General features: G+C 70.9%; 30 protein-coding genes. All 30 read right to left on the bottom strand.

The genetic code is table 11. The features are described 5' to 3' along the window. Positions 1-50 precede the first annotated feature (50 nt). The 30 genes from SPR02S_RS26410 to SPR02S_RS26550 all read right to left on the bottom strand — a co-directional run bounded on the left by SPR02S_RS26410 (position 51) and on the right by SPR02S_RS26550 (position 17,447). Positions 51-1,565, bottom strand: a complete 1,515-nt coding sequence (locus SPR02S_RS26410; protein ID WP_019060016.1) for a tyrosine-type recombinase/integrase — start codon at positions 1,563-1,565, stop codon at positions 51-53. Further along, complete coding sequence (locus tag SPR02S_RS56385; protein ID WP_019060017.1) at positions 1,565-2,227, bottom strand: sigma factor-like helix-turn-helix DNA-binding protein; 663 nt, start codon at positions 2,225-2,227, stop codon at positions 1,565-1,567. Before SPR02S_RS56385 ends, SPR02S_RS26410 begins: the two co-directional genes overlap by 1 nt. Further along, the gene (locus SPR02S_RS26420) at positions 2,227-2,604 is read right to left on the bottom strand and encodes a hypothetical protein (protein ID WP_218006583.1); all 378 of its coding nucleotides are present in this window, start codon (positions 2,602-2,604) and stop codon (positions 2,227-2,229) included. Before SPR02S_RS26420 ends, SPR02S_RS56385 begins: the two co-directional genes overlap by 1 nt. A gap of 44 nt (positions 2,605-2,648) precedes the next feature. Next, positions 2,649-3,158, bottom strand: coding sequence for a hypothetical protein (locus tag SPR02S_RS26425; RefSeq protein WP_019060019.1), 510 nt, complete (start codon positions 3,156-3,158; stop codon positions 2,649-2,651). After that, a complete protein-coding gene (locus SPR02S_RS26430) occupies positions 3,155-3,472 on the bottom strand; it encodes a hypothetical protein (protein WP_019060020.1) in 318 nt (105 codons plus the stop codon). Before SPR02S_RS26430 ends, SPR02S_RS26425 begins: the two co-directional genes overlap by 4 nt. After that, entirely contained in the window at positions 3,469-3,969 is a 501-nt protein-coding gene (locus SPR02S_RS26435; protein ID WP_019060021.1) for a LuxR C-terminal-related transcriptional regulator, read from the bottom strand. Before SPR02S_RS26435 ends, SPR02S_RS26430 begins: the two co-directional genes overlap by 4 nt. Beyond that, a complete protein-coding gene (locus tag SPR02S_RS56390) occupies positions 3,966-4,202 on the bottom strand; it encodes a hypothetical protein (RefSeq protein ID WP_019060022.1) in 237 nt (78 codons plus the stop codon). Before SPR02S_RS56390 ends, SPR02S_RS26435 begins: the two co-directional genes overlap by 4 nt. Further along, on the bottom strand, positions 4,199-4,597 hold the full coding sequence (locus SPR02S_RS26445; protein WP_019060023.1) for a hypothetical protein: 399 nt from the start codon (positions 4,595-4,597) through the stop codon (positions 4,199-4,201). Before SPR02S_RS26445 ends, SPR02S_RS56390 begins: the two co-directional genes overlap by 4 nt. Positions 4,598-4,697: 100 nt before the next feature. Next, positions 4,698-4,841 carry a hypothetical protein gene (locus SPR02S_RS63260; RefSeq protein WP_019060024.1) on the bottom strand — a complete coding sequence of 48 codons (144 nt, stop codon included), beginning with the start codon at positions 4,839-4,841 and terminating at the stop codon, positions 4,698-4,700. After that, positions 4,838-6,595: a hypothetical protein gene (locus SPR02S_RS59035; RefSeq protein WP_019060025.1), complete on the bottom strand. Its 1,758-nt coding sequence runs from the start codon at positions 6,593-6,595 to the stop codon at positions 4,838-4,840. Before SPR02S_RS59035 ends, SPR02S_RS63260 begins: the two co-directional genes overlap by 4 nt. 69 nt (positions 6,596-6,664) lie before the next feature. Beyond that, positions 6,665-7,522, bottom strand: coding sequence for an NUDIX hydrolase (locus SPR02S_RS64525; protein WP_019060026.1), 858 nt, complete (start codon positions 7,520-7,522; stop codon positions 6,665-6,667). 51 nt (positions 7,523-7,573) lie between these two features. Then, the gene (locus tag SPR02S_RS26465; RefSeq protein ID WP_019060027.1) at positions 7,574-8,539 is read right to left on the bottom strand and encodes a DNA-methyltransferase; all 966 of its coding nucleotides are present in this window, start codon (positions 8,537-8,539) and stop codon (positions 7,574-7,576) included. Positions 8,540-8,554: 15 nt separating this feature from the next. Then, positions 8,555-8,992 (bottom strand): hypothetical protein, encoded by a 438-nt coding sequence (locus SPR02S_RS26470; RefSeq protein ID WP_019060028.1) that lies wholly within the window; start codon positions 8,990-8,992, stop codon positions 8,555-8,557. Next, a complete protein-coding gene (locus SPR02S_RS26475; protein WP_019060029.1) occupies positions 8,989-9,279 on the bottom strand; it encodes a hypothetical protein in 291 nt (96 codons plus the stop codon). The genes SPR02S_RS26470 and SPR02S_RS26475 overlap by 4 nt, the downstream gene beginning before the upstream one ends. A 30-nt stretch (positions 9,280-9,309) precedes the next feature. Next, positions 9,310-9,615 carry a hypothetical protein gene (locus SPR02S_RS56405; RefSeq protein WP_019060030.1) on the bottom strand — a complete coding sequence of 102 codons (306 nt, stop codon included), beginning with the start codon at positions 9,613-9,615 and terminating at the stop codon, positions 9,310-9,312. After that, positions 9,612-10,136, bottom strand: coding sequence for a hypothetical protein (locus SPR02S_RS26485; RefSeq protein ID WP_019060031.1), 525 nt, complete (start codon positions 10,134-10,136; stop codon positions 9,612-9,614). Before SPR02S_RS26485 ends, SPR02S_RS56405 begins: the two co-directional genes overlap by 4 nt. After that, positions 10,133-10,414, bottom strand: a complete 282-nt coding sequence (locus SPR02S_RS26490; RefSeq protein ID WP_019060032.1) for a hypothetical protein — start codon at positions 10,412-10,414, stop codon at positions 10,133-10,135. Before SPR02S_RS26490 ends, SPR02S_RS26485 begins: the two co-directional genes overlap by 4 nt. A 16-nt stretch (positions 10,415-10,430) precedes the next feature. Beyond that, complete coding sequence (locus SPR02S_RS26495; protein WP_019060033.1) at positions 10,431-10,748, bottom strand: hypothetical protein; 318 nt, start codon at positions 10,746-10,748, stop codon at positions 10,431-10,433. Beyond that, the gene (locus SPR02S_RS56410; RefSeq protein ID WP_158697879.1) at positions 10,745-11,056 is read right to left on the bottom strand and encodes a zinc finger domain-containing protein; all 312 of its coding nucleotides are present in this window, start codon (positions 11,054-11,056) and stop codon (positions 10,745-10,747) included. Before SPR02S_RS56410 ends, SPR02S_RS26495 begins: the two co-directional genes overlap by 4 nt. A 17-nt stretch (positions 11,057-11,073) precedes the next feature. Then, entirely contained in the window at positions 11,074-12,129 is a 1,056-nt protein-coding gene (locus SPR02S_RS26505) for a helix-turn-helix domain-containing protein (protein ID WP_019060035.1), read from the bottom strand. A 72-nt stretch (positions 12,130-12,201) separates the two neighbouring features. Continuing rightward, positions 12,202-12,522 carry a hypothetical protein gene (locus SPR02S_RS64370; protein ID WP_174447564.1) on the bottom strand — a complete coding sequence of 107 codons (321 nt, stop codon included), beginning with the start codon at positions 12,520-12,522 and terminating at the stop codon, positions 12,202-12,204. Further along, positions 12,519-12,830 carry a WhiB family transcriptional regulator gene (locus tag SPR02S_RS56415; protein ID WP_019060036.1) on the bottom strand — a complete coding sequence of 104 codons (312 nt, stop codon included), beginning with the start codon at positions 12,828-12,830 and terminating at the stop codon, positions 12,519-12,521. The genes SPR02S_RS64370 and SPR02S_RS56415 overlap by 4 nt, the downstream gene beginning before the upstream one ends. Next, positions 12,831-13,292 carry a hypothetical protein gene (locus SPR02S_RS56420; RefSeq protein ID WP_019060037.1) on the bottom strand — a complete coding sequence of 154 codons (462 nt, stop codon included), beginning with the start codon at positions 13,290-13,292 and terminating at the stop codon, positions 12,831-12,833. Positions 13,293-13,296: 4 nt separating this feature from the next. Next, the gene (locus SPR02S_RS26520) at positions 13,297-13,620 is read right to left on the bottom strand and encodes a hypothetical protein (RefSeq protein WP_019060038.1); all 324 of its coding nucleotides are present in this window, start codon (positions 13,618-13,620) and stop codon (positions 13,297-13,299) included. Beyond that, positions 13,617-14,420, bottom strand: coding sequence for a hypothetical protein (locus tag SPR02S_RS26525; protein WP_019060039.1), 804 nt, complete (start codon positions 14,418-14,420; stop codon positions 13,617-13,619). The genes SPR02S_RS26520 and SPR02S_RS26525 overlap by 4 nt, the downstream gene beginning before the upstream one ends. Continuing rightward, positions 14,413-14,814: a VVA0879 family protein gene (locus SPR02S_RS56425; protein WP_019060040.1), complete on the bottom strand. Its 402-nt coding sequence runs from the start codon at positions 14,812-14,814 to the stop codon at positions 14,413-14,415. The genes SPR02S_RS26525 and SPR02S_RS56425 overlap by 8 nt, the downstream gene beginning before the upstream one ends. Beyond that, positions 14,811-15,209 carry a hypothetical protein gene (locus tag SPR02S_RS26535; protein ID WP_019060041.1) on the bottom strand — a complete coding sequence of 133 codons (399 nt, stop codon included), beginning with the start codon at positions 15,207-15,209 and terminating at the stop codon, positions 14,811-14,813. The genes SPR02S_RS56425 and SPR02S_RS26535 overlap by 4 nt, the downstream gene beginning before the upstream one ends. After that, on the bottom strand, positions 15,206-15,820 hold the full coding sequence (locus SPR02S_RS26540) for a hypothetical protein (RefSeq protein ID WP_026150879.1): 615 nt from the start codon (positions 15,818-15,820) through the stop codon (positions 15,206-15,208). The genes SPR02S_RS26535 and SPR02S_RS26540 overlap by 4 nt, the downstream gene beginning before the upstream one ends. After that, positions 15,817-16,854: a BN159_2729 family protein gene (locus SPR02S_RS26545; RefSeq protein WP_019060043.1), complete on the bottom strand. Its 1,038-nt coding sequence runs from the start codon at positions 16,852-16,854 to the stop codon at positions 15,817-15,819. The genes SPR02S_RS26540 and SPR02S_RS26545 overlap by 4 nt, the downstream gene beginning before the upstream one ends. Continuing rightward, the gene (locus tag SPR02S_RS26550) at positions 16,851-17,447 is read right to left on the bottom strand and encodes a sigma-70 family RNA polymerase sigma factor (protein ID WP_019060044.1); all 597 of its coding nucleotides are present in this window, start codon (positions 17,445-17,447) and stop codon (positions 16,851-16,853) included. The genes SPR02S_RS26545 and SPR02S_RS26550 overlap by 4 nt, the downstream gene beginning before the upstream one ends. Positions 17,448-17,469: the final 22 nt, after the last annotated feature.

Genomic DNA, 17,469 nt, shown 5'->3' on the forward strand with positions numbered 1-17,469 from the left:
TCCGTTGCGGTCGAGGGCAGGTTGGAGGTGACGATCGTTCGCTGATCTCGTCACGCTGCCTCCTCCTGGTCTGCGGCCTGTTGCGGCTCGATGTCGACAGTCGATCGCGCTGATGGCGGAGCAGGCTCTTGGCCAGATCCGGAACATGGGTCCTCGCCGGCGCGGTGTCGGCGCATCACTCCGGCGGCCGTCAGCGACCGCCTCTTCTCGCATCCCGGGCACACCGCCTTGGGCGTCGCCGGGCGCGGGGACAGCACCAGGCGGCAGTCAGGACTGTCGGCGCGGGCGCGCGCCGCACGGCATCTGTCGCAGCGGCATTTCCAGTCGCGGAATCCGCTGAGGGTGCCGTGGAGGCGTTCGGGCATCAGGCGGCGCAGGACGGCGAGTTCTTCCTGCGCCCCGCGATACCAGTACCGGCAGGGGCCACACCGGGGGACCTTCTCCCGGCGGTGGCGCTGCCACCCCCTGCGGGTGCCGCAGTCATCGGGCCACGTCGGGGTGTCCTGGCCAGGAGGCAACGCTTGCCGGGATGCGGCCGACCCCAGCTTGCCGATCTTTCGGCGGTTGATCGCAGCGGCGGCTTCGTCATTGCTGGTGTCGAGGTAGACGCTGGTCACGGAGATGTCGGAGTGCCGCAGGACGTGCGCGACGATTGCCAGGTCGGCTTTGGCCTCGCGCACGAGGAGCGTTCCGGTGGTGTGCCGCAGGCCGTGAGGGACGTAGTGCCGCCCGAGTGCGGCCTTCGCGCAGCGCCCCACGATGTGTCCGACGCTGGAGGTGTTGAAGCGGTGCCGCTCCGCGGTGAGGAGGAGCGCCCGCTCGTCGCCCTTGAAGAGTTTCCCGTGCCGGTCGCGCCTGTCCGGCAGGGCGCCGGGTTCGGGGCGCCATTGGTCGATGTAGGCATTGATGAGGGTGGCGCACTCGTCGGTGACCGGGACGGTGGCGGCCTTGCGCCCCTTGCCGCAGCGGATCTGCACCACCCAATGCCCGGCGGGGTCTTTCTCAATGTCGTCTACGTCGAGATCGCGGATGTCGGCGTTGCGGAGCCCGGATTCCCCGGCGAGGCGGACGGCGATCTCGTCGCGGACCCAGCAGCCTTGGTCGCCGTTGAATGAGCCGTGGCCGACGCGGGCGGCGGCGAGCATCGCGTCGAGTTCGTGGCGGGCGAGTGCGGCGCGTTCCGGTCGTGTGGTGCGGGTGGGCATGGGTGCTCTGGGGACGTCGCGCATCGGGTTTTCGCGCAGCCACCGGTTAGATTCCGCGTGGGCCATGAGCCCGTTGATGGATTTGCGGCAGAACCGGATGGTGTCGGGGCTGCTCGGCTTGTCGCCCCGGCCGCGGGCCTTGTACGCGGTGAGCCAGCCGCTGATTTCTGCCGCTTCGATGCTGTCGACGGTGCGGGTGGGGCCCAGGTGGTCGATGGCGCGGCGAGCGTAGGCGAGGTAGCCGCGGGTGGTGTCGGGGCTCATCTGGTCGGCGTCGACGAGGGATCGCAGGCGGATCCCCCAGGACTGCCAGGCGGTCTCCAGGGTGACGGTGAGGTCGAGTTCGCGGGGTGCGGCCATCAGGCGGCGTCCTTCCTGTCGTTCTTGGCACGGGCGCGTGCGCGGCGGCGGAGATTGGCCACTGCCGATTCGCCGACGCGCTCGGTTCCGGCGGTGCTTCCGGCCCGGCGGTCGCAGCCCCAGTGCGACGACGGCGCCTCCCCCTCGTGCCACAGCTCACGGAACCCGTCGCGGCCCCGGCCGAGGAGGGACCGGAACGTCTGGTCCTTGATGCCCAGTAGCCGGGCCGCATTGGCGTAGTCGCCCGACGCGGCAAGGGCCGCAAGGGCTTCCCGCTGGCGCGGGGAGAGCGCCTCAAGGATCTGCGCGAGCGCCAGCCGCTCGACCAGGCTGGCCTCCGGACTGGGGGTAGCGCGGCCCGCCCATTCCCAGTACATGGCGTGCTTGAGGCCGTTGTTGGTGCCGTCGCGGCGTGCGCCGTGGTGCCGCATCGTGGCCTTGACGTCCTCGGAAAGAGCCTGGCGCCCGGCCTCCAGCAGGTCTACGCGTCGCGGTTTCTCTTCGGCGCTGCACAGGTGCTCGACGATGCCGTGCCACGCTGCGGCGTACAGGTCTTCGCGGTCGCCGGCGGGCCACCAGGCGCGGTTGTTGGAGACGACCGTGCGGGCGAGACGGTCGAGGTCTGCGAGGGTCCAGCCCCAGCGGATGCCGTCAGCGGTCATCAGGCCATCACCGCCAGGGTGTTGGGGCATTCGTCGTGCGGTGCGGTGCACCAGTGGTGCCCGGCCCAGGTGATGCCGCCGGGCTGCATGGCGCCGATTGCGAGGCAGGTGGCCATGGCGGTGAGGAGTCTGCCGCGTGTGCGTCGGTCTTCGGGGTCGCGGAAGTTGCCGGGCGCGGTGAGACGGTCCCCGGCTTCCGCGATGACGTCCGCGAGGCCGTCCTGCGCGGTGGCCTCGGCGTGCGCGCGGGCAAGTTCGCCGGGCTGGCCGAGCCGCATGAGACTTAGGGGAACGAGACCGTCGAGAACGAGGAGGAGGCGCTCGGTGTTGCTGTCCAAATGGCTCCGAGCGGAGGCAGTTTCGGGGGGTGTGGCCATGGGGGGCTGCTCCAGTGCGGTCGTGGGCGTGATGGGGGCGTGGGTCAGGCAGCGACTTCGGGGGCGCCGACGTACGTTCCGTGGATGCGGTAGTGCTGGTCCGCCGCCGTGTTCGCGGCCGTACACGGCGGGCAGGGGGTTTCTTGCCGGCGGCGATGACGGCGGTACCCGCGGCGCGTCCCGCACTTCACAGGCGTTGTCGGTATACGCCGCTTTCCGGAGTTGTCGCGGGACAGACGCTGGTTCGCTGAGACGGCCTGCTCGGGGAACCAGGCCTGAAGAGTGGCCCCGCTGACCCTGATGCGGTGAGCGATCACGGAGTACGGCACGCCCCGGTCGAAGAGCAGGGAGGCCGTGTAGCGGGCCTCGTCCTGGGTGAGCTTCCAGCCTTTGCGCAGGCCGTTGGCGGCGAGTTCCACGGCGATCAGGTCGATGCAGACGAGGCCGTCGGGGGTGGCCATCCACACCGTGGGCACCGCAAGTGTCGTGACGGGAATCCAGTCCCGCTGACGGCCGACCGGCACGCCGCTGACGAACGTGGCGGGCCGCTTCATTCGCCCACCGCCGGGAACAGGCCGAGCTGCTCCGGCGGGGCCAGGGCGTGCTCGGCGAGCCGGATGATCTGGGCGGCGAGCCAGTACGCCACCACCAGGCCACGGGCGATCTCCTTGCGGGTCTCCTCGGCCCAGAACTGTTTCTCCCAGCCCCAGCGGTACTGGTGCTTGCCGCAGGCGCAGCACATGACCTCGCTGCCGATGCCGCCGCTGTCGCGGTCACGGACCTCGAAAACGACGGTCTCGACGGTGGTCCCGCACCAGCGGCAGCCGCGCCCTCTCCGGATGCGCCCGGTCTGGTCCACGAGGCTCACCGGGCCGCGATCCTTTCGACGGGCGCGCCCACTGCGGCGCCGAGGAGCCTCCACTGCCAGCCGAGAGCGACCGCGCGCGGTGGCAGGGTGGTGCCGAGCCGCTCGTAGAGGCGCCGCCGGTACTCGCGGACCGTCGCCTTGCCGACGCCGAGTTCGTGGGCGGTGGCGCTCGTGGACAGGCCCCGGGCGGTGCACTGGAGCGTGCGCCGCAGCGAGCCGGGCATACGGAGCGCCGGCGGTACAGCCTGGGTTTTGACGGCCAGGTCGGGGATGCCGTCGAAGTCATGGTGCCGGTAGGCGTGGTCGACCAGGGCGCCCAGGGAGCGGCCCTCGATGCCGGTACGGCGGGCCGCGCGGCTGACGTGGCCGCATACGGCCCGCGGTGAGATGCCCAGTTCGGCGGCGACCTGCTGCGTCCCGTGTCCGCGGGCGTAGCAGGCGATGACGCCGGTCTGGGCCGGTGTGAGGCGCCCGTGGGGCGTGAACCCGAGGCTCAAGAGGGCTCCTTACGGGGATGTTCAGTCCGCCACGCCCGTACGGTGCGGCGGGTGTCCGTGGCGAGGAAGACGGTCAGGAGGAGTGCCTGGCGGGGGTAGGTGGCCCAGTCGTCGAGGCGGGAGCTGAGTTGGTCGTGGGCCCAGTTCCCGAGGCGCTCGCGGGGCCGGGCCCGGCCGCCGGCGTATCCGGCGGCCAGGCCCACGACCAGACAGGCCGCGCAGGCGTAGATCACGTGTGCGCTGGCGTGGCGGCGCTGTCGAAGTCGAGGACGTTGCGGGCTGCGCCGGCGTAGTGCTGCTGCTCGGCAACGGCCAGGTGCGCGTAGGGCCTTGAGATCCGGCCGGCGAGGTGGTCGTGGGCGGCCAGGAGCCGCGCGACGTCGTCGACCGACACAGCCGGCGGGTTCTGGGTCTCGTAGCTGATGACGATCTCTTCGCCATGGGGCCAGAACGCGATGGCGTTGTCCGGCACCGCGTGGTCCGCGGCGAGTCCGTGCTCGGACCGGTAGTTGCGGCTCGCGGACGTCCAGGCCCTGCTGATGTCGACGTGGTAAGCACCGTGCGCAGCATCGACAGGCACCGCGAACTCACGGCGAGTGAAGGAGATGGAACGCTCCGTGTGCGACATGAGGAACTCCAGAGTGAGGGTGGGATATTGAGAACTGGGCGGGTGAATGGGCCTTGAAGGCAAAGCCGTTACGAGGCGGCCGGCTCCATGGCTGGGGTGCTCATCGGCGCGTGGCCCTCCGGATGCCGACGACGACCAGGGCGATCACACCGGCTATCGCAGCGCCGGCGCCGACGACGCCAAGGCAGACGTAGACGGTTGCGCCGCCAATGACCAGGAAGCCGACCTGGACGACGTCACTCACGTCGATGCCTCGTCAGTCCCGCGCTTGCCCTGAGCCGTGACGTGCTCGCCATGAGGGCCCTTGACGACACAGCGCTCGACCGGTTCCGAGTCCTTCGGGAGGAGACCCACAGAGCAGTGCGGCGTCTCCTCGGCCAGGACGTCCCGGCCGCAGCCGGACTCGGTGCAACTGCTCGCGTCGCCGTCGACGTCGAGACCGGTCCGGGCGAACCAGTCGAGGCCGATCAAGTTCGCGGCCGGAGCGTGCACGAGGCACCGGAGTTGGCGCCCGTCACGGGACTGGTAGGCGGCCACAGGGTGGTGCCCCGCCGCGTGGGCACCCTGTTCGTCGGCCATGCAGACCGCGTAGCCCTTGGCGCGGCAGTCGGCGCACAGGACCGCGATCCCAGGGGCGTGCCGGACGGGCTCGGCGGGCGCGGTCGGCAGGTTCTTGCGGTGCGCGGCGATCACGCACTCCCCGGAGCAGTGCGGGCGTTCGTCGCCGGTGCGGAAAACGAAGTCGTCCTCGGCGTAGTCAGTGATGTCCTGGCGGCAGCGCGGGCAGAGCAGGCGGTCCTCGCCAGCCCCACCCGGGACAACGGCGGGCACGGCGGCCAGCAGGCGGCGCAGCGAGGTGACGGCGGCCTGGTCCTCTTCGGTGAAGCCGTCGCGGGACCAGATGTGCTCCTGTGCCTCGGCGAGGGCGTAAGCCAACATCGTGCGCTCGGCCTCGTTGAGCACGGTGGCCCCATTCAAGTTTTCGGCTTTTTCCTTGAACTTCGGACCAGGAAGTTCAAGCGAACCTGAACCGGTCTGCTGCTGCGCCTCGCTGGCCACGCGCCGTAGTTCGTCCGTGCCGGGGCTCATTCGTAGCGTCCCGTCAGCCGTCGGGTAGACCGCGACGGTGTCGGACCAGTGGAAGCCGTGCTCGTCGACGTGGTCCTGGCCTACGTGGTGGGCGGCCCTGATGCACAGGCGCATCGCGTCCCACTCCTCGACGCGCGCGTCGTACTGCGCACTGCACGTCGTTGCCGGGACGGCATTCTGGTCGGAGGCGAGTTCGGTCCCCCACATGCGCACCTGGAAGGCCGCAGCACGGTGGTAGATCCTCGTGAAGCCTTCCTTGTCGCCCTGCTCTGCGTCCGCAGCCAGGCGGTCGGCGACCTCGGCGTAGATAGCGGCCCGGTCACCGGGCTGCCGGCTCTCAGCGACCGTCAGCGCCGCGTCCGCGTACACGTGGGCCGGGATCAGCTGCGGGTACATCTTCCACCAAGCGAGGGCTTCGGGCGTGGTGTTGCTGTCGCGGATCGCCTGTGCCACGCGGCCGACCAGGGTGACGCGGCACGAGGGCGCGTGGTCGGGCGGGTACAGCTCGAGGCTGGACAGTTGGAGGACGCCTCGGGTACGTGCGTCGTGGACGCAGCGCGCGCAGTACGCCGGGTCCACGGACTCCGGCGGCTCGGGCGCGGCGGTGTCCGGGTCGTGCAACCGTGCTTCCTCTACGAGCTGCGCCGGCCACCTCGTCATGTCGCCGGAGTAATGCTGGCCAGGCAGACCATCGGTCGTCGGCCCGTCGCTCTCGGGACGCCAACGGCCGGACACGTAGACGTTGACGCGCCCCAACTGCGGATCCTCGGCGGCCAGGTAGGTCAGCGAGATCTTGGTGGGCGCGAGGGTTCCGGGGCCGTGCAGGTTCGGCACGTCGGGCATGCCGCGCACCGCGTACACGACGGAATGTGAGATCGGGGTGCGGTCGGGGTGCGGGGTAGTGGTCATCTTCTGCTCCGGGTGTGAGACTCGGTGGCCCGGGCGCCCCCGCAACTCGACTGCGGGGGCGCCCGTCGTTCAGGACGCTGGTGTGCCGGTGCTTGGGTCGACGGACAGCGGCACGGTGGAGAGCGCGCGGCCGGTGGACGGTTCGACGAGCGGGAGGAGCCCGAGGGCTACCGCGGCGCGGAGCCAGTCGCGTGCTCCCTCGATCAGCGCGGCCGGATTGTCCTTGCCGAGGGCGAGCCAGTCGGTGTGGGTGCCGCCGGTGGTGAGGTGCCAGCGGGTGTAGGCGAGGGCGCGTACACGGGGGTCGGTGTAGTGCACGCGGCTGGCGTCGGTGGTGTTGAGCAGCCGATGGAGACCTGGGCTGTCTGATCCGGGGTCCTGGCTCGGGTGGGGCGCGACGGACATTCCTGAGGCGAGCAGTTGCACCTGGCGGAGCTCGTAGGGGCTGACGTGGATGGCGCCGAGGTTGGCGAGCCACTGCATCCACACCGGTTCGATGCCGGGACTGGCTGTGAACTCGGCTTCGGTGAGGTGCCCTTGGGCGTAGGCGGCGGTCCGGTTGGCCAGGGCTTGGAGGGCGTCGGGTGTGAGCCAGCGGACGTTCTTGGTTTCCCGGGCACTCGGGGTGAGGTCGCCTGTGACGGTGGCCTGGTAGACGGTCCAGTCGTGGCCGACGCCGCGCGCGCCGGGGAGGCGGCGGCATCGGTTGTTGCGCCACCAGCCGGTGACGTGGGTGAGGCCGGTGATGGTGAGGCCGAGTTCTTCCTCGACCTCGGCGCGGGCCGCGTCCTCGGCGGTGCCGTGTTCGTCGATGTGGCCAGCGGCCGACGCGGTGCCGGGCGGGAAGGTGTTGCGGTCGAACATCAGGTAGCGGCCATGCTCGTCGGTGATGACGATGCCGACCGAGCTGTTGTCGCAGACCTTCACGGTATTCCTCCTAGAAGTGGATGAGTCGATGGGGGCGCAGTCCCGGGGCAGTCATCCGGGCAGGTCGAGGACGCCCTGCGCGAACCGCTGCTTGGCGAGGTCGTGGTACGCGGAGTTCAGGTCGATGCCGATGTACGGCCTCCCCAGGCGGCGGGCCGCGGCGCCGGTGGTGCCCGACCCGCTGAAGGGATCGAGGACGGTCCCGCCGGGGCGGCAGCCAGCCTTGATGCAGCGCAACGGGAGATCGATGGGGAACACCGCGAAGTGTGCGGCCGAGTAGGGCCGTGTCGGGATGGACCATACGTCGCCCGGGTTCCGGCCGAGCGGGTGCCCGTCAACGCCCGGCTCGTCGCGTTGGGAAGTCGAATACGTCTGTGCCGGCAGCACGCCGAGCCTCTGCCGCTCCTTGTGACCTCGGGGCCTGCGCTGCGGTCGCATTGTGTGCGGCTCACGGACTGGGTCGAGATCGAAGCTGTACCGCTCTGCCTTGACGAACAGGAAGATCTGCTCGTGCCGCGAGGACAGCCGGTCCTTGATGCTCTCCGGCATGGCGTTCGTCTTGTGCCAGATGATCTCGTTACGCAGGATCCACCCGTCGTCCTGCAACGCAAACGCCGTGCGCCACGGGATCCCCAGCAGGCTCTTCCTTGGCCGGTCGGCCGGCTTTGACGGCATGTTCTGCATGAGTTGCACGCGCCTGCCTTGCAGGGCGCTCGTGCTGCCGGGGTCGGTGTGTCCACCTGCGGCGGCGTAGCTGTCGCCGAGGTTGAGCCAGAGCGTCCCGTCTGCGGCGAGCACTCGACGGGCCTCGGCGAACAGGCTGCTCATGCGGTCGACGTAGGCGCTCGGGGTGGGCTCCAGCCCGTACTGGCCAGGCGTTCCGTAGTCGCGGAGCCCGTAGTACGGCGGCGAGGTGACGATGCAGTCGACGGACTCGTCCGGCAGGGTGCGCAGTTGCTCCAGGGCGTCGCCGAGTAGCAGGGTGACCTGTTCGTCTCGGTAGTAGGGCGTGTTCACCGTGGTCCTTGGTGGTCAGAGTTGGGCGATGACGGTGGCGGCATCCGAGTCGGTGGCGTGGCCGTGTTCGCCGGCCCAGTCCGCGACGTCGAGGGGCCAGCGCTTGTCGAAGTAGCTGATGACCACGTCCGCGCCGTCATGGCGGATCGTGTGGACGCCGCCGCTGCGCCGGATGGCCTCCTCGGCGACCGAGACGACGGTGGCCGCGTGCTGTTCGTCGAGGCAGGTCAGACGTGCTTCGTTCACGCTGATGTGTTCTTTCGGGATGGCGAGTTGGCCGGGGATCGTGTGGGGCGGCGGCCCGAGGCGGCGCCGTACGGCGGCCGCGGCCCGTCCGGCCGCCGTCTGACGCCAGCGGTCGCGGCGTTTGCGGCGGCAGCCGGGGCCGAGCCCGTCGGGGCTCCGGCGGAGCATGACGTGCTTGCAGTCGGCGCAGCGGACCTTCGCGGTCACGTCGGGATCGACTCAAGGGAGTCGAGGTGCTCCAGGAGCGCGATGACAGCGGCGCCGGTCTGGACGCCTTCCTGGCGGACGTCGGCGAGCCGGGCCTCGGGGTGAACGTCGTCGCTACCGGCGGTGAGGACCGCTTCAGCGATCCGGCCCATGTTTTCGACGAGGACCAGCAGCCACTCCTGCAGGATGTGGTGCTCGGCGCCGAGCCGGCCTTTCTGGGCGGCACGTTCGGTGTGGATGTCGAGGTAGGGGCCGGTGAGGCGGGGGCTGTCGTAGTCGGGGTACATGGGGTGCTCCGTTCCTGTGGTGGTGGCGTGTCAGCGGGTGCTGGTGGCGATGGCGTGGAGGGTGTCGATGCCGGTGGGGCTGCACCGGGTGAGCCGCACGGCGGCGACGAGCGCCGGGTAACTCCGGGCCAGGGCGATGCGGTTGGCGGTGTCGGCCTCGGCGATGAGCGCGACGAGGCGACCGCGGAAGGTGTGCGTCTTGTCGGGGATGCCGGGGAGCGTGTAGCCGAGGTGCTGGAGGACGAGGCGGGCGTCGTCCCGGGTGATCGCCGGGTGCTCGTCGTCGACGCCCCCGGGCTGGAATGCGGTCGGGACGGGGCAGGTGGTGGTGGTCACTGGTGGGTGTCTCCGAACAAGTGGTGCAGGAGGCGTGCGAGTTGGCGGAGGGTGGCGTGGTCGATGACGTGGTCGGGTGCCACGCACAGCGGCATCGCGCAGCCGGGGACGACCGGGCCTTGCGGGTCGTTGGGGTGGGTCATGCGCCAGGCGACGCGCAGCGCGGAGTGGACGTGCCGGTTGTAGTGGAGGACGGGGAGCCCGTGGTCGACGTGGTCGAGCCACAGCAGGTGGCCGCCGTGGATGTGACGGGTGCGGGAGCGGAAGTACTGCTCGATCGTGAGGCGGCGGCGCAGGGAAACTCCGGCGCGGCCCAGGCTCCTGAGGACGTCGGTAACGTCGCTCGGCGCGACGCAGAGTTCCCGCACGACCATGTGCGGGGGCCGGCCGCCGAGGAGGTGCTCAGTGATGTCGACCCTCACCTGCGGCGCGAGGACAGCGAGGCTCTCCGGCACGGCGGCCTGGCCGTCCTCCCCGACGGCCCCCGCCGTCGGTCCTGGGGTGAGTGTGGAGGCGGTCACAGGATGCTCCTGGTCTTCTCGACGGAGCTGTGGCGTTGGTCGATGAGGGCTTCACTGACGATGCGCAGGGCGCCGTTCGTGGAGGCGAGTTCGTGGCGTGTGGCGGCGAGCGCGTGCAGCGCGCGGTCGAGCCGGCCGCGGAGGTTGGTGCGCTCCCGGGTGTGGGCGCGCTCGAGACGTCGGCGTTCGAGTTCCGCGGAGGTGCAGGCCTGGGTGAGCTGGTCGGTGAGTCGTGCTTCGACCGTGCGGAGGTGTCTGGTGGTGGTGAGGCCGAGCATCGCGTTTCCCTCTCGGTCAGCGGTTTCGGTTGCGGCGGCGGTCGTCGAGCCGGACCACGCCCTTGGGCAGCGGGAGCGGCAGCTGCGTCTGTTGGGCCCGGCAGGTGGCGGCGTGGGGCATGTGGAGGCGCTCGTAGCCCATGAGGGGCTGCTGGTCGGTGACCCGGCGGGAGACCCAGGCGGTGGTGCCGTCCCGGCGAATCGCGGTGTTCCCGGCCGGGTCCGGGGCACGGTCGACCGGCAGGCGCTTCCCGCCGGCGGTCGTCGCGCCGGGCAGCGTGCGCGTCCACAGGACGGGACGGTGGCAGTCGGGGCAGAACCCGGGACCGTTCATCGGGGCCGTCCCTTCACATTGCGGGACGCGTTCTCCAGGGCCGTCGCGTAGGTGTCGTCGGCGGCCTGCGCGCGCTCGGGGTGCACGCCGGTCATCGGCGTCCCGCCCTCGGTCGTGCACGGGATGCCGGCCTGCGCGGGGCAGGTGGTGCAGTCGGTGTGCGCGACGACCCAGGCGTCACGGCGGCTGGGGTGGGGCTCGCGGCGCGGGCCGTTGCGGCGGTTCGTGCAGGGCTCGCCGGGTGCGGCGTGGCACCAGCCGCAGCGCTGCTCGACCGCGGGGTGCCGGCGTTCAGCTCGTGAGGTCATCGTCATCTCCCCAGGGGTCAGGTTCCGGTTGATGTGCGGGGCCGCTGCTCGGCGGTCTCCCGCAACTGCGCGCCGAGTTCGGCGCGTTGCGGGTGGATTCCGTGGCGCGGGGTTCCGCCGGGGTCGGTGCAGGGGCTGCCCGCGGTCGCCTTGCAGCTGGGGCAGGTGGTGTAGGTGATGTCCCAGGCGTCCAGGCGGGCTTCGTGGGCGGCCCCGCGGAGTCCGGCGCTGCTGCTGCAGGCCGTGCCGGCGGAGGCGTTGCAGTAGCCGCAGGGGACCGCCGCTTCGGCCGGTCCGGGGTGGTGGCGTGGGCTTTCGCAGGTGCCCGTGACGAGTTCCCGCATGACGAGCCCGCGGCCGTATCGCCGCAGGGCTGCGGGTACACCGAGATCGGCGATCGTCTGGCGGACACGCTCCACCGTCGCTACCTCCTGTCCCGGTACGGCGAGGAGCAGCGGCGGCTGGGTCGGCCCGTCTGCTGCCGGCTTCTTTCTGACGCGTCCCGGGGGTGCGGGCACCGAAGCCAGCACGGGTCCTGTCTTCTCCGAACCGGCGACGCGGCTTTCAGAGGCGCCCCCAGGTGAGATCGGTGGACGGGGTTCGGTGCCGGCAGCGTCTTGGTGTGCTTCTCTCGTCTGCCCGTCGCCTGGCTCCGCCTCGCGCGCCGCCAGGGCCTCGGCGATCGCCTTCTCTTTCAGCCGCCGCTTGGCCCGGGCCTGCGGGGTGTCGGTGTAGAGGTGCAGGTGCTCGTCCCAGTCCAGGCCCTGGTCACCCAGCGGCGGATGGAGCAGGTATTCGGAGTTGGTGTTGGGGCGTCGCCGCTCGACAAGCACCCCGAGCGCCTTGAGAACCTTTTTGGCCCGGGAGACGGTCTCCTGGCTGGAGCCGACGATGGCCGCGATGGTCTCGGTGGCCGGGTCAGCGTTCGTGCCGTCGGCATCCGCGTACGAGGCGATGACCCAGCCGACGTGGACGATCTTCGAGATCTCCGGGCGGTCCATGCGCAGAGCCTCGGCCCGCATGGCGTGCATCCACGCCGTCCTGGGGGCCTGCACCGGCTCGCTGTCGGTCACGAGAGCGCGCTCCTGGTGGCTGCGTGGGGCACGGTGGCTCCGATCAACGAGAAGAAACAGGTACGGGGTGGGCTACTCGCGTTGAGGGTGCTGAGCGGCCTGGGCGGCCCGGTAGGTGTGCTGGCTGGAGCGGCGATTGCCGGAGCCGATGGCCCGCTCATCGATGAGCGCGGACGCGGCCAGCGGTGACGGCGTCGTCCAGGCACCGGCCGGTAACCCGGGCCCGGGCCGTGGCTCAGGCCGCCCGGCCAGCGCGGCCGGTGTGTGGAGCGGGCACCGGCGGCCGGTCAGGTACGACCGCAGGTCGTCCCCGGCGAGGCAGTACCGGCGCACGGCGCCTATCCAGTGGCCGCACACGGGACTTTTCGCGGCGCCACGCGGGAGGCTGCTCACGCTGCACCGCCGTCGGCTTCGGCAGCAGCAGCGCGGCGTTGCTTGGCCGCGAGGTCCCTGCGGCCTCTGGCGGTGTGCCCGCCGAAGACGCCGGACCTGTGACCGTTCTCGCCCTCGTGGCGCATGGCGTCCTCCAGGCACTCCACCCGCACGGGGCACGAGGAGTTGCAGAAGGCCATCGCCGTCTGCGTCTTCGCCCGGTTCTTCGAGTGGAAAAAGTCGGCCGGCGGTCCCCAGTCCTTGCCGCAGGCCGCATCGAGCAGCCAGGGACGGTTCTTGATTCCGTCCGTCCATTCACGTACCGGCATTCAGTTCGCCCCCAACAGGGCTGCTGCCGCGTCGAGTTGCCGGGGCTGGGTGCGGGTCCTGTCGCGGTCTACGGTGTCCGCCTGGTGCTCGGGAGCGACGCACCAGGCGTACACGCAGGCCGCTTTGACGCGGCCGACGGGTTTCCGGCCGTGCTGGATCTCGTAGGCGATCGGACGCACCGACAGCTTCGTGCCGCTGTGGGAGAGGACCGGCGCGCAGTCCTGCGTGCGTTCCCCCGTCCACACCATGTGTCCGCCGGCGACCTCCACGGTGGCGGCGGTGAACTTGTCCCGCGAGGTGGGCGGGATGCTTCGGGGCGGCGGCGGGTAGCCGAGTTCCTCTCGCACCTGGGCGGCCGTTTCCCGGGTGATGCGCAGCTGCCGGGCGATCTGCGTGTTGTTCATCCCGGCCTCGAGGAGCCGGCGGATGTCGGCCTCTTTGTAGTGCGTGCGGATCGCCACAGGTTCACCTCTCCCGGGGGCTGCGGGGGCGCGGCAGGACAACCCGTCGGCGGGGGGCCTGCCCCCGGCCGGAGCCGGGAGCAGGCGCAGCAGCGCGGTGGGCGGAGGGATGCCGGAGCTTCGCTCGGTCCCGGTCGGCCCGCGTGGCCAGCGGTTCGCCGGTGTCGTCCACGTCCTCTTCCGCGACCTCGTCCTGGCCGAGGTCGCAGCTGCCGCCCTCGTCGCCCGGCTCGGAGTCCAGGGCTCCGAGCCGGGACAGGGCAGTGCCGGTGATGACGGCGATCGCCAGCACGAAGACCAGGACGAGCGCGGCGTAGAGGACGGTCACTGGACAACGCCGCCCCGAGCCGTACGCACGGGCACGTACCGGCGACGCGCAGTGTGCGAGTTGTCCACGGTCAAGTGGCCGGCTTCCGCGAGGGCGGCTAGGTCCCTCCTCGCGTCGGAGAGGCCCAGTCCCTTCCAGCCCCAGCTGATGTAGATGTGATGGACGTCCGACGTGGTCACCGGGTGGCACTTGTTCTCGATGTGCGTCCGGAGCCTGGAGAGGCGGTCCGCGATGCCGGGCGGCATCGGGCGAGTGGACGCCGCCCCCGCCACAGCGGCGGAGGTGTCCTTCTCGCCCTGCTGTCCGTCGCGCACGTCGCCCGTGCCGCTCCGCATCGAGGCTTGGAGGGCGGCGATCGACGCCCGCAGCTCGGCGATCTCTGCGGCCTGGTCGTAGACGAGCCCGCGCAGCAACGCCTCCTCGTCGAGCCCCGGGCGCCGCTCAGGCTCCATCACCAGCGACGGCCACTGACGCCAGACGCCGTCGACGTAGGCGGCGTGCGCCCGGGAGAGCCGGTGCCCGAACTGTCCGGCGCAGATGGCAGGGGGGTTGTCCGGGTCGGGTTGTCCGCAGTAGCCGCCAGGCGGCGGGATCTCGATACGGTGCCAGGCGCCGTCCCGGAGTTCCTCCGTACGCCAGGTGCCCATCGTGCGGCAGTACCGCAGCCGTACGCCCGTGTCGGGGTGGGTGGTCTCGTGATCTTCCCAGTGGGAGCGCGGAAGGTCGCACTGTGCCGGGATCGACCAGTGCACTGAGACACAGCGCTTGTCGTCGGACAGGTTCGGAGCGATCTCAGACATCCTCCCCACCCCCCGCGCCTGCCATCGAGACCGGGGCTGGGGCTGGGGCGAGTGCGAAGCAGCTGCGGGGCTTGTCGAGGTTGGGAAAGATGACCTGCCAGGGGCCCGGGAGCAGACCGTACGCGGCCCACTTGCAGCCCCGTCCGCTGTAGCCCTTGGACAGGGCGCCGAGGGTGCGGCCGATGCACTCCTGGCTGAGGAAATCCGAGTACTGCGCCACCTTGCCGTTGGGCAGCTCCCGGGGACGCTCCTCCAGCGCTTTCCGGAAGTCCAACCCGGTCGCGACGTCCTTGCAGCCCGGGCACACGAACGCCCAGTTCAACGAGTCCTGACCGAACCGGGCCCGGGCCTCTTCCCAGAGCTCGTCGATGGTGAAGGTCCGGCTGTCACTCATCGGCGCGCCTCCCGGTCTTCGGCAAGGAGCTGGCCGAGGCGCGTGAGGCTCTGGACTTCGTCGATCCGGTCGACGCCGCACGCTCCGCAGGGCCGTACGAGCTCAAGCGCGAGAGTCTCCTTGCCGTGGTCGGCGCGGCATCTGAGGTACTCCAGGCGCCCCGGCTCGAGGAGCGCGGTCGCCTGCTCCACCTCGTCGGGGAGGCCCTCGCTGGGGGTGTACTGCCAGTCGAGTTTCCCGGCGTCGGCGCACAGCGTCTCGCCCGCGCAGCGGCGCGCGAGGACGAGGAACTCCTCGCGGGCCTGCTCGAACATCTCCGCCATCTCGACGGCGTGCGCCGGTTCTGCGGCCTCGTACTCGTCGTAGGTCGTGAGGGCGAGTTCGATGAATTTCATACGGCTACCTCGACGGTCTGGGGCTTGTACTGGGCGGCGATCCACGCGGCGGCCTGGGCGACGGAGTGCAGCTCGTTCTGGCGGCGTGCCCAGCGCAGCTGGTCACCGCCGTGCGGCCCGTCGGGGTCGGGGATGGCGTGGGCCTTCCAGCGGGTGTGGTGGCCGGCGGTGAAGCAGCTCTCGATCGTCCCGGCGACGTCCACGGCCCGGACCGGCATGTCGGGAGCACGGGTGACCAGCCAGTCGTCCGGGTCTTCCTTGAAACCCGGGATCGGCTGCTCGCCGGGCCACAGCCACAGGCCCTCGACCTCACGGGGGGTATTCCCGTAGCCGTACGCCGCGGTGGTTTTGCGGTCGATACCGACGTCCTCGCCGCTGATCGTGTGGACGGCCGTGCAGGAGCGGCACACCAGGCGCACGGTGAACCGGCGGAACAGGTTGGCGTGGAGGCACTCCTCGGCCGTACACGCGTGGACCTGCTCGTCAGTGCCGGTGAGACGCCCGCGTCGGCCGTGGTCCATCCGCAGCTGCGCCTCCCACGCCGGTGTCGGGCAGCCGCGCCGGTGGGGAAAGCAAAGCCAGTCGAGGTAGAGGTCTCTGACGAGGTTCACTGCTCACCCCGGGCGCCCTGCGGGACGGTCACGGCGTGCGCTGCGTCGGTCGCGGTGAGCGGGCCGCTGTTCATGACGATCGAGCCGAGCGGGTAGACGGGCCCGTCGGTGCCGCGCAGGAGCAGGAGCGGCATGCCGCCGTCCTGGCGGTGACCGAGGAAGAGCCAGGTGTTCCCGTGCCGGTCGACCTGACCGCGGCTCAAGTCGTACATCCGGCCCCACAGGTAGAACGGCTCCCTGGCCGCCTGCTCTGCTTCGTGGAGCAGGTGCGGGACGTCGTGCGCGGTGAGGTGGACGGGGGCGCCGTTGATCTGTCCGGCGGCGAGCTGTGCGTTTTCGACCGTGCGGGTGGCCACGTTGGGGGGCGCGCCGATCGCGTCGAGCCAGTACTCCCAGTCGCGCAGCGAGTGCGCCCGGATGACGACGGTGACGCGGTCGCGGTCGGGAGCGATCTCCGTGAGGTCGAGGCGCCCGGCGTGCTGGAGCTGCAGGGTCGCTGCCACGGTCACGGCATGCGCGCACGCGGCCTCCCAGCCGGCTGTTCCCTCGGCCCGGGGATTCGTCTGCCGGGCGGCGGCAGGCCGGATTTCCGGGGCCTGCCCGTTCACCCGCTCCACTGTCAGACGTTGCACCACGGCGCGTTCGAGGCGGGGCGCGACAGGCAGGACAACGGCGCCGCGGGCAGCCGGGCTGAGCGGCCCCCGGCCTGGGCCCGGCTCGGGTTGCGGTCCGGGCCGCGGTTCGCCGTCGCCGCCGAGCAGCCCCTTGCGGCGCAGCGCGGTCGCGACGCGTACGGCAACCTCGCTCGGGTATCCGCACTCGTCGACGATGGTGTCGACGGCCACCTGGTACACGTCGGGCAGGTTCCGGCGCGCTTCGACCTGCGTGCGCAGCCGCTTGAGGACGGCCGCGTCGCCGGCCTCCACCAGATGCCCCTGCGCCTGGAGGGCGGTGAAGAAGCCCTTGGCGTATTCGCCGAGCCGTTCGCCGAGCCGGGCAGCCAGCTGCGTTTCCAGTTCAGGTGTGGTCGTCATGCCGCTGCCCCCCTGTAGGCCCTTCGGAGCGAGTCGATGGCCCGGAACTGAAGCTGTTTGACCGCGCCGGGGGTGACGCCGAAGACGTCGGCTGTCTCCGAGAGCGACATCTCGTCCAGGAACCGCAGCCGGAGGACCTCCTGCTGCCGCGGCAGCAGGCCGCCGAGGGCGGTGAGCAGGTCGGCTTCGTCGAGCGCGGCGAGCACGGTGTCCTCGGCGGTGCCGGCGGGGGCTCCCCAGGCGTCCTCGACGTCGCGCATGTCGCCGACGTAGTGCAGGCGCTTGGTGGAGGCCCCTTTGTAGTGGTCGGCCACGGCGTTCCGGGCGATCGCGCAGAACCAGGCCCCGATCGGTGCCCCGGTCCACCTGAAGGTGTCGATCTTCTTGAAGGCCTTGAGGAAGACATCGGCGGTGAGGTCCTCGGCGACCGGGTGGTTCCAGGAGACGCGCTTGAGGATGTAGCCGAAGATGTCGTCGTGGTTCGCCCTGTAGAGCTCGGCGAACGCGCTCGGGTCGCCTTGCTGAGCGCGGGTGATGAGGGCTGGTTCTCTCGTATCGCCGGACCGTGGTGCGGCGTTAGCCTCAGTGATCAAGGCCTACTCCCGTTCAGGAATG

Origin of the sequence: Streptomyces prunicolor NBRC 13075 (assembly GCF_000367365.1) — a bacterium.
GTDB lineage: Bacteria > Actinomycetota > Actinomycetes > Streptomycetales > Streptomycetaceae > Streptomyces > Streptomyces prunicolor.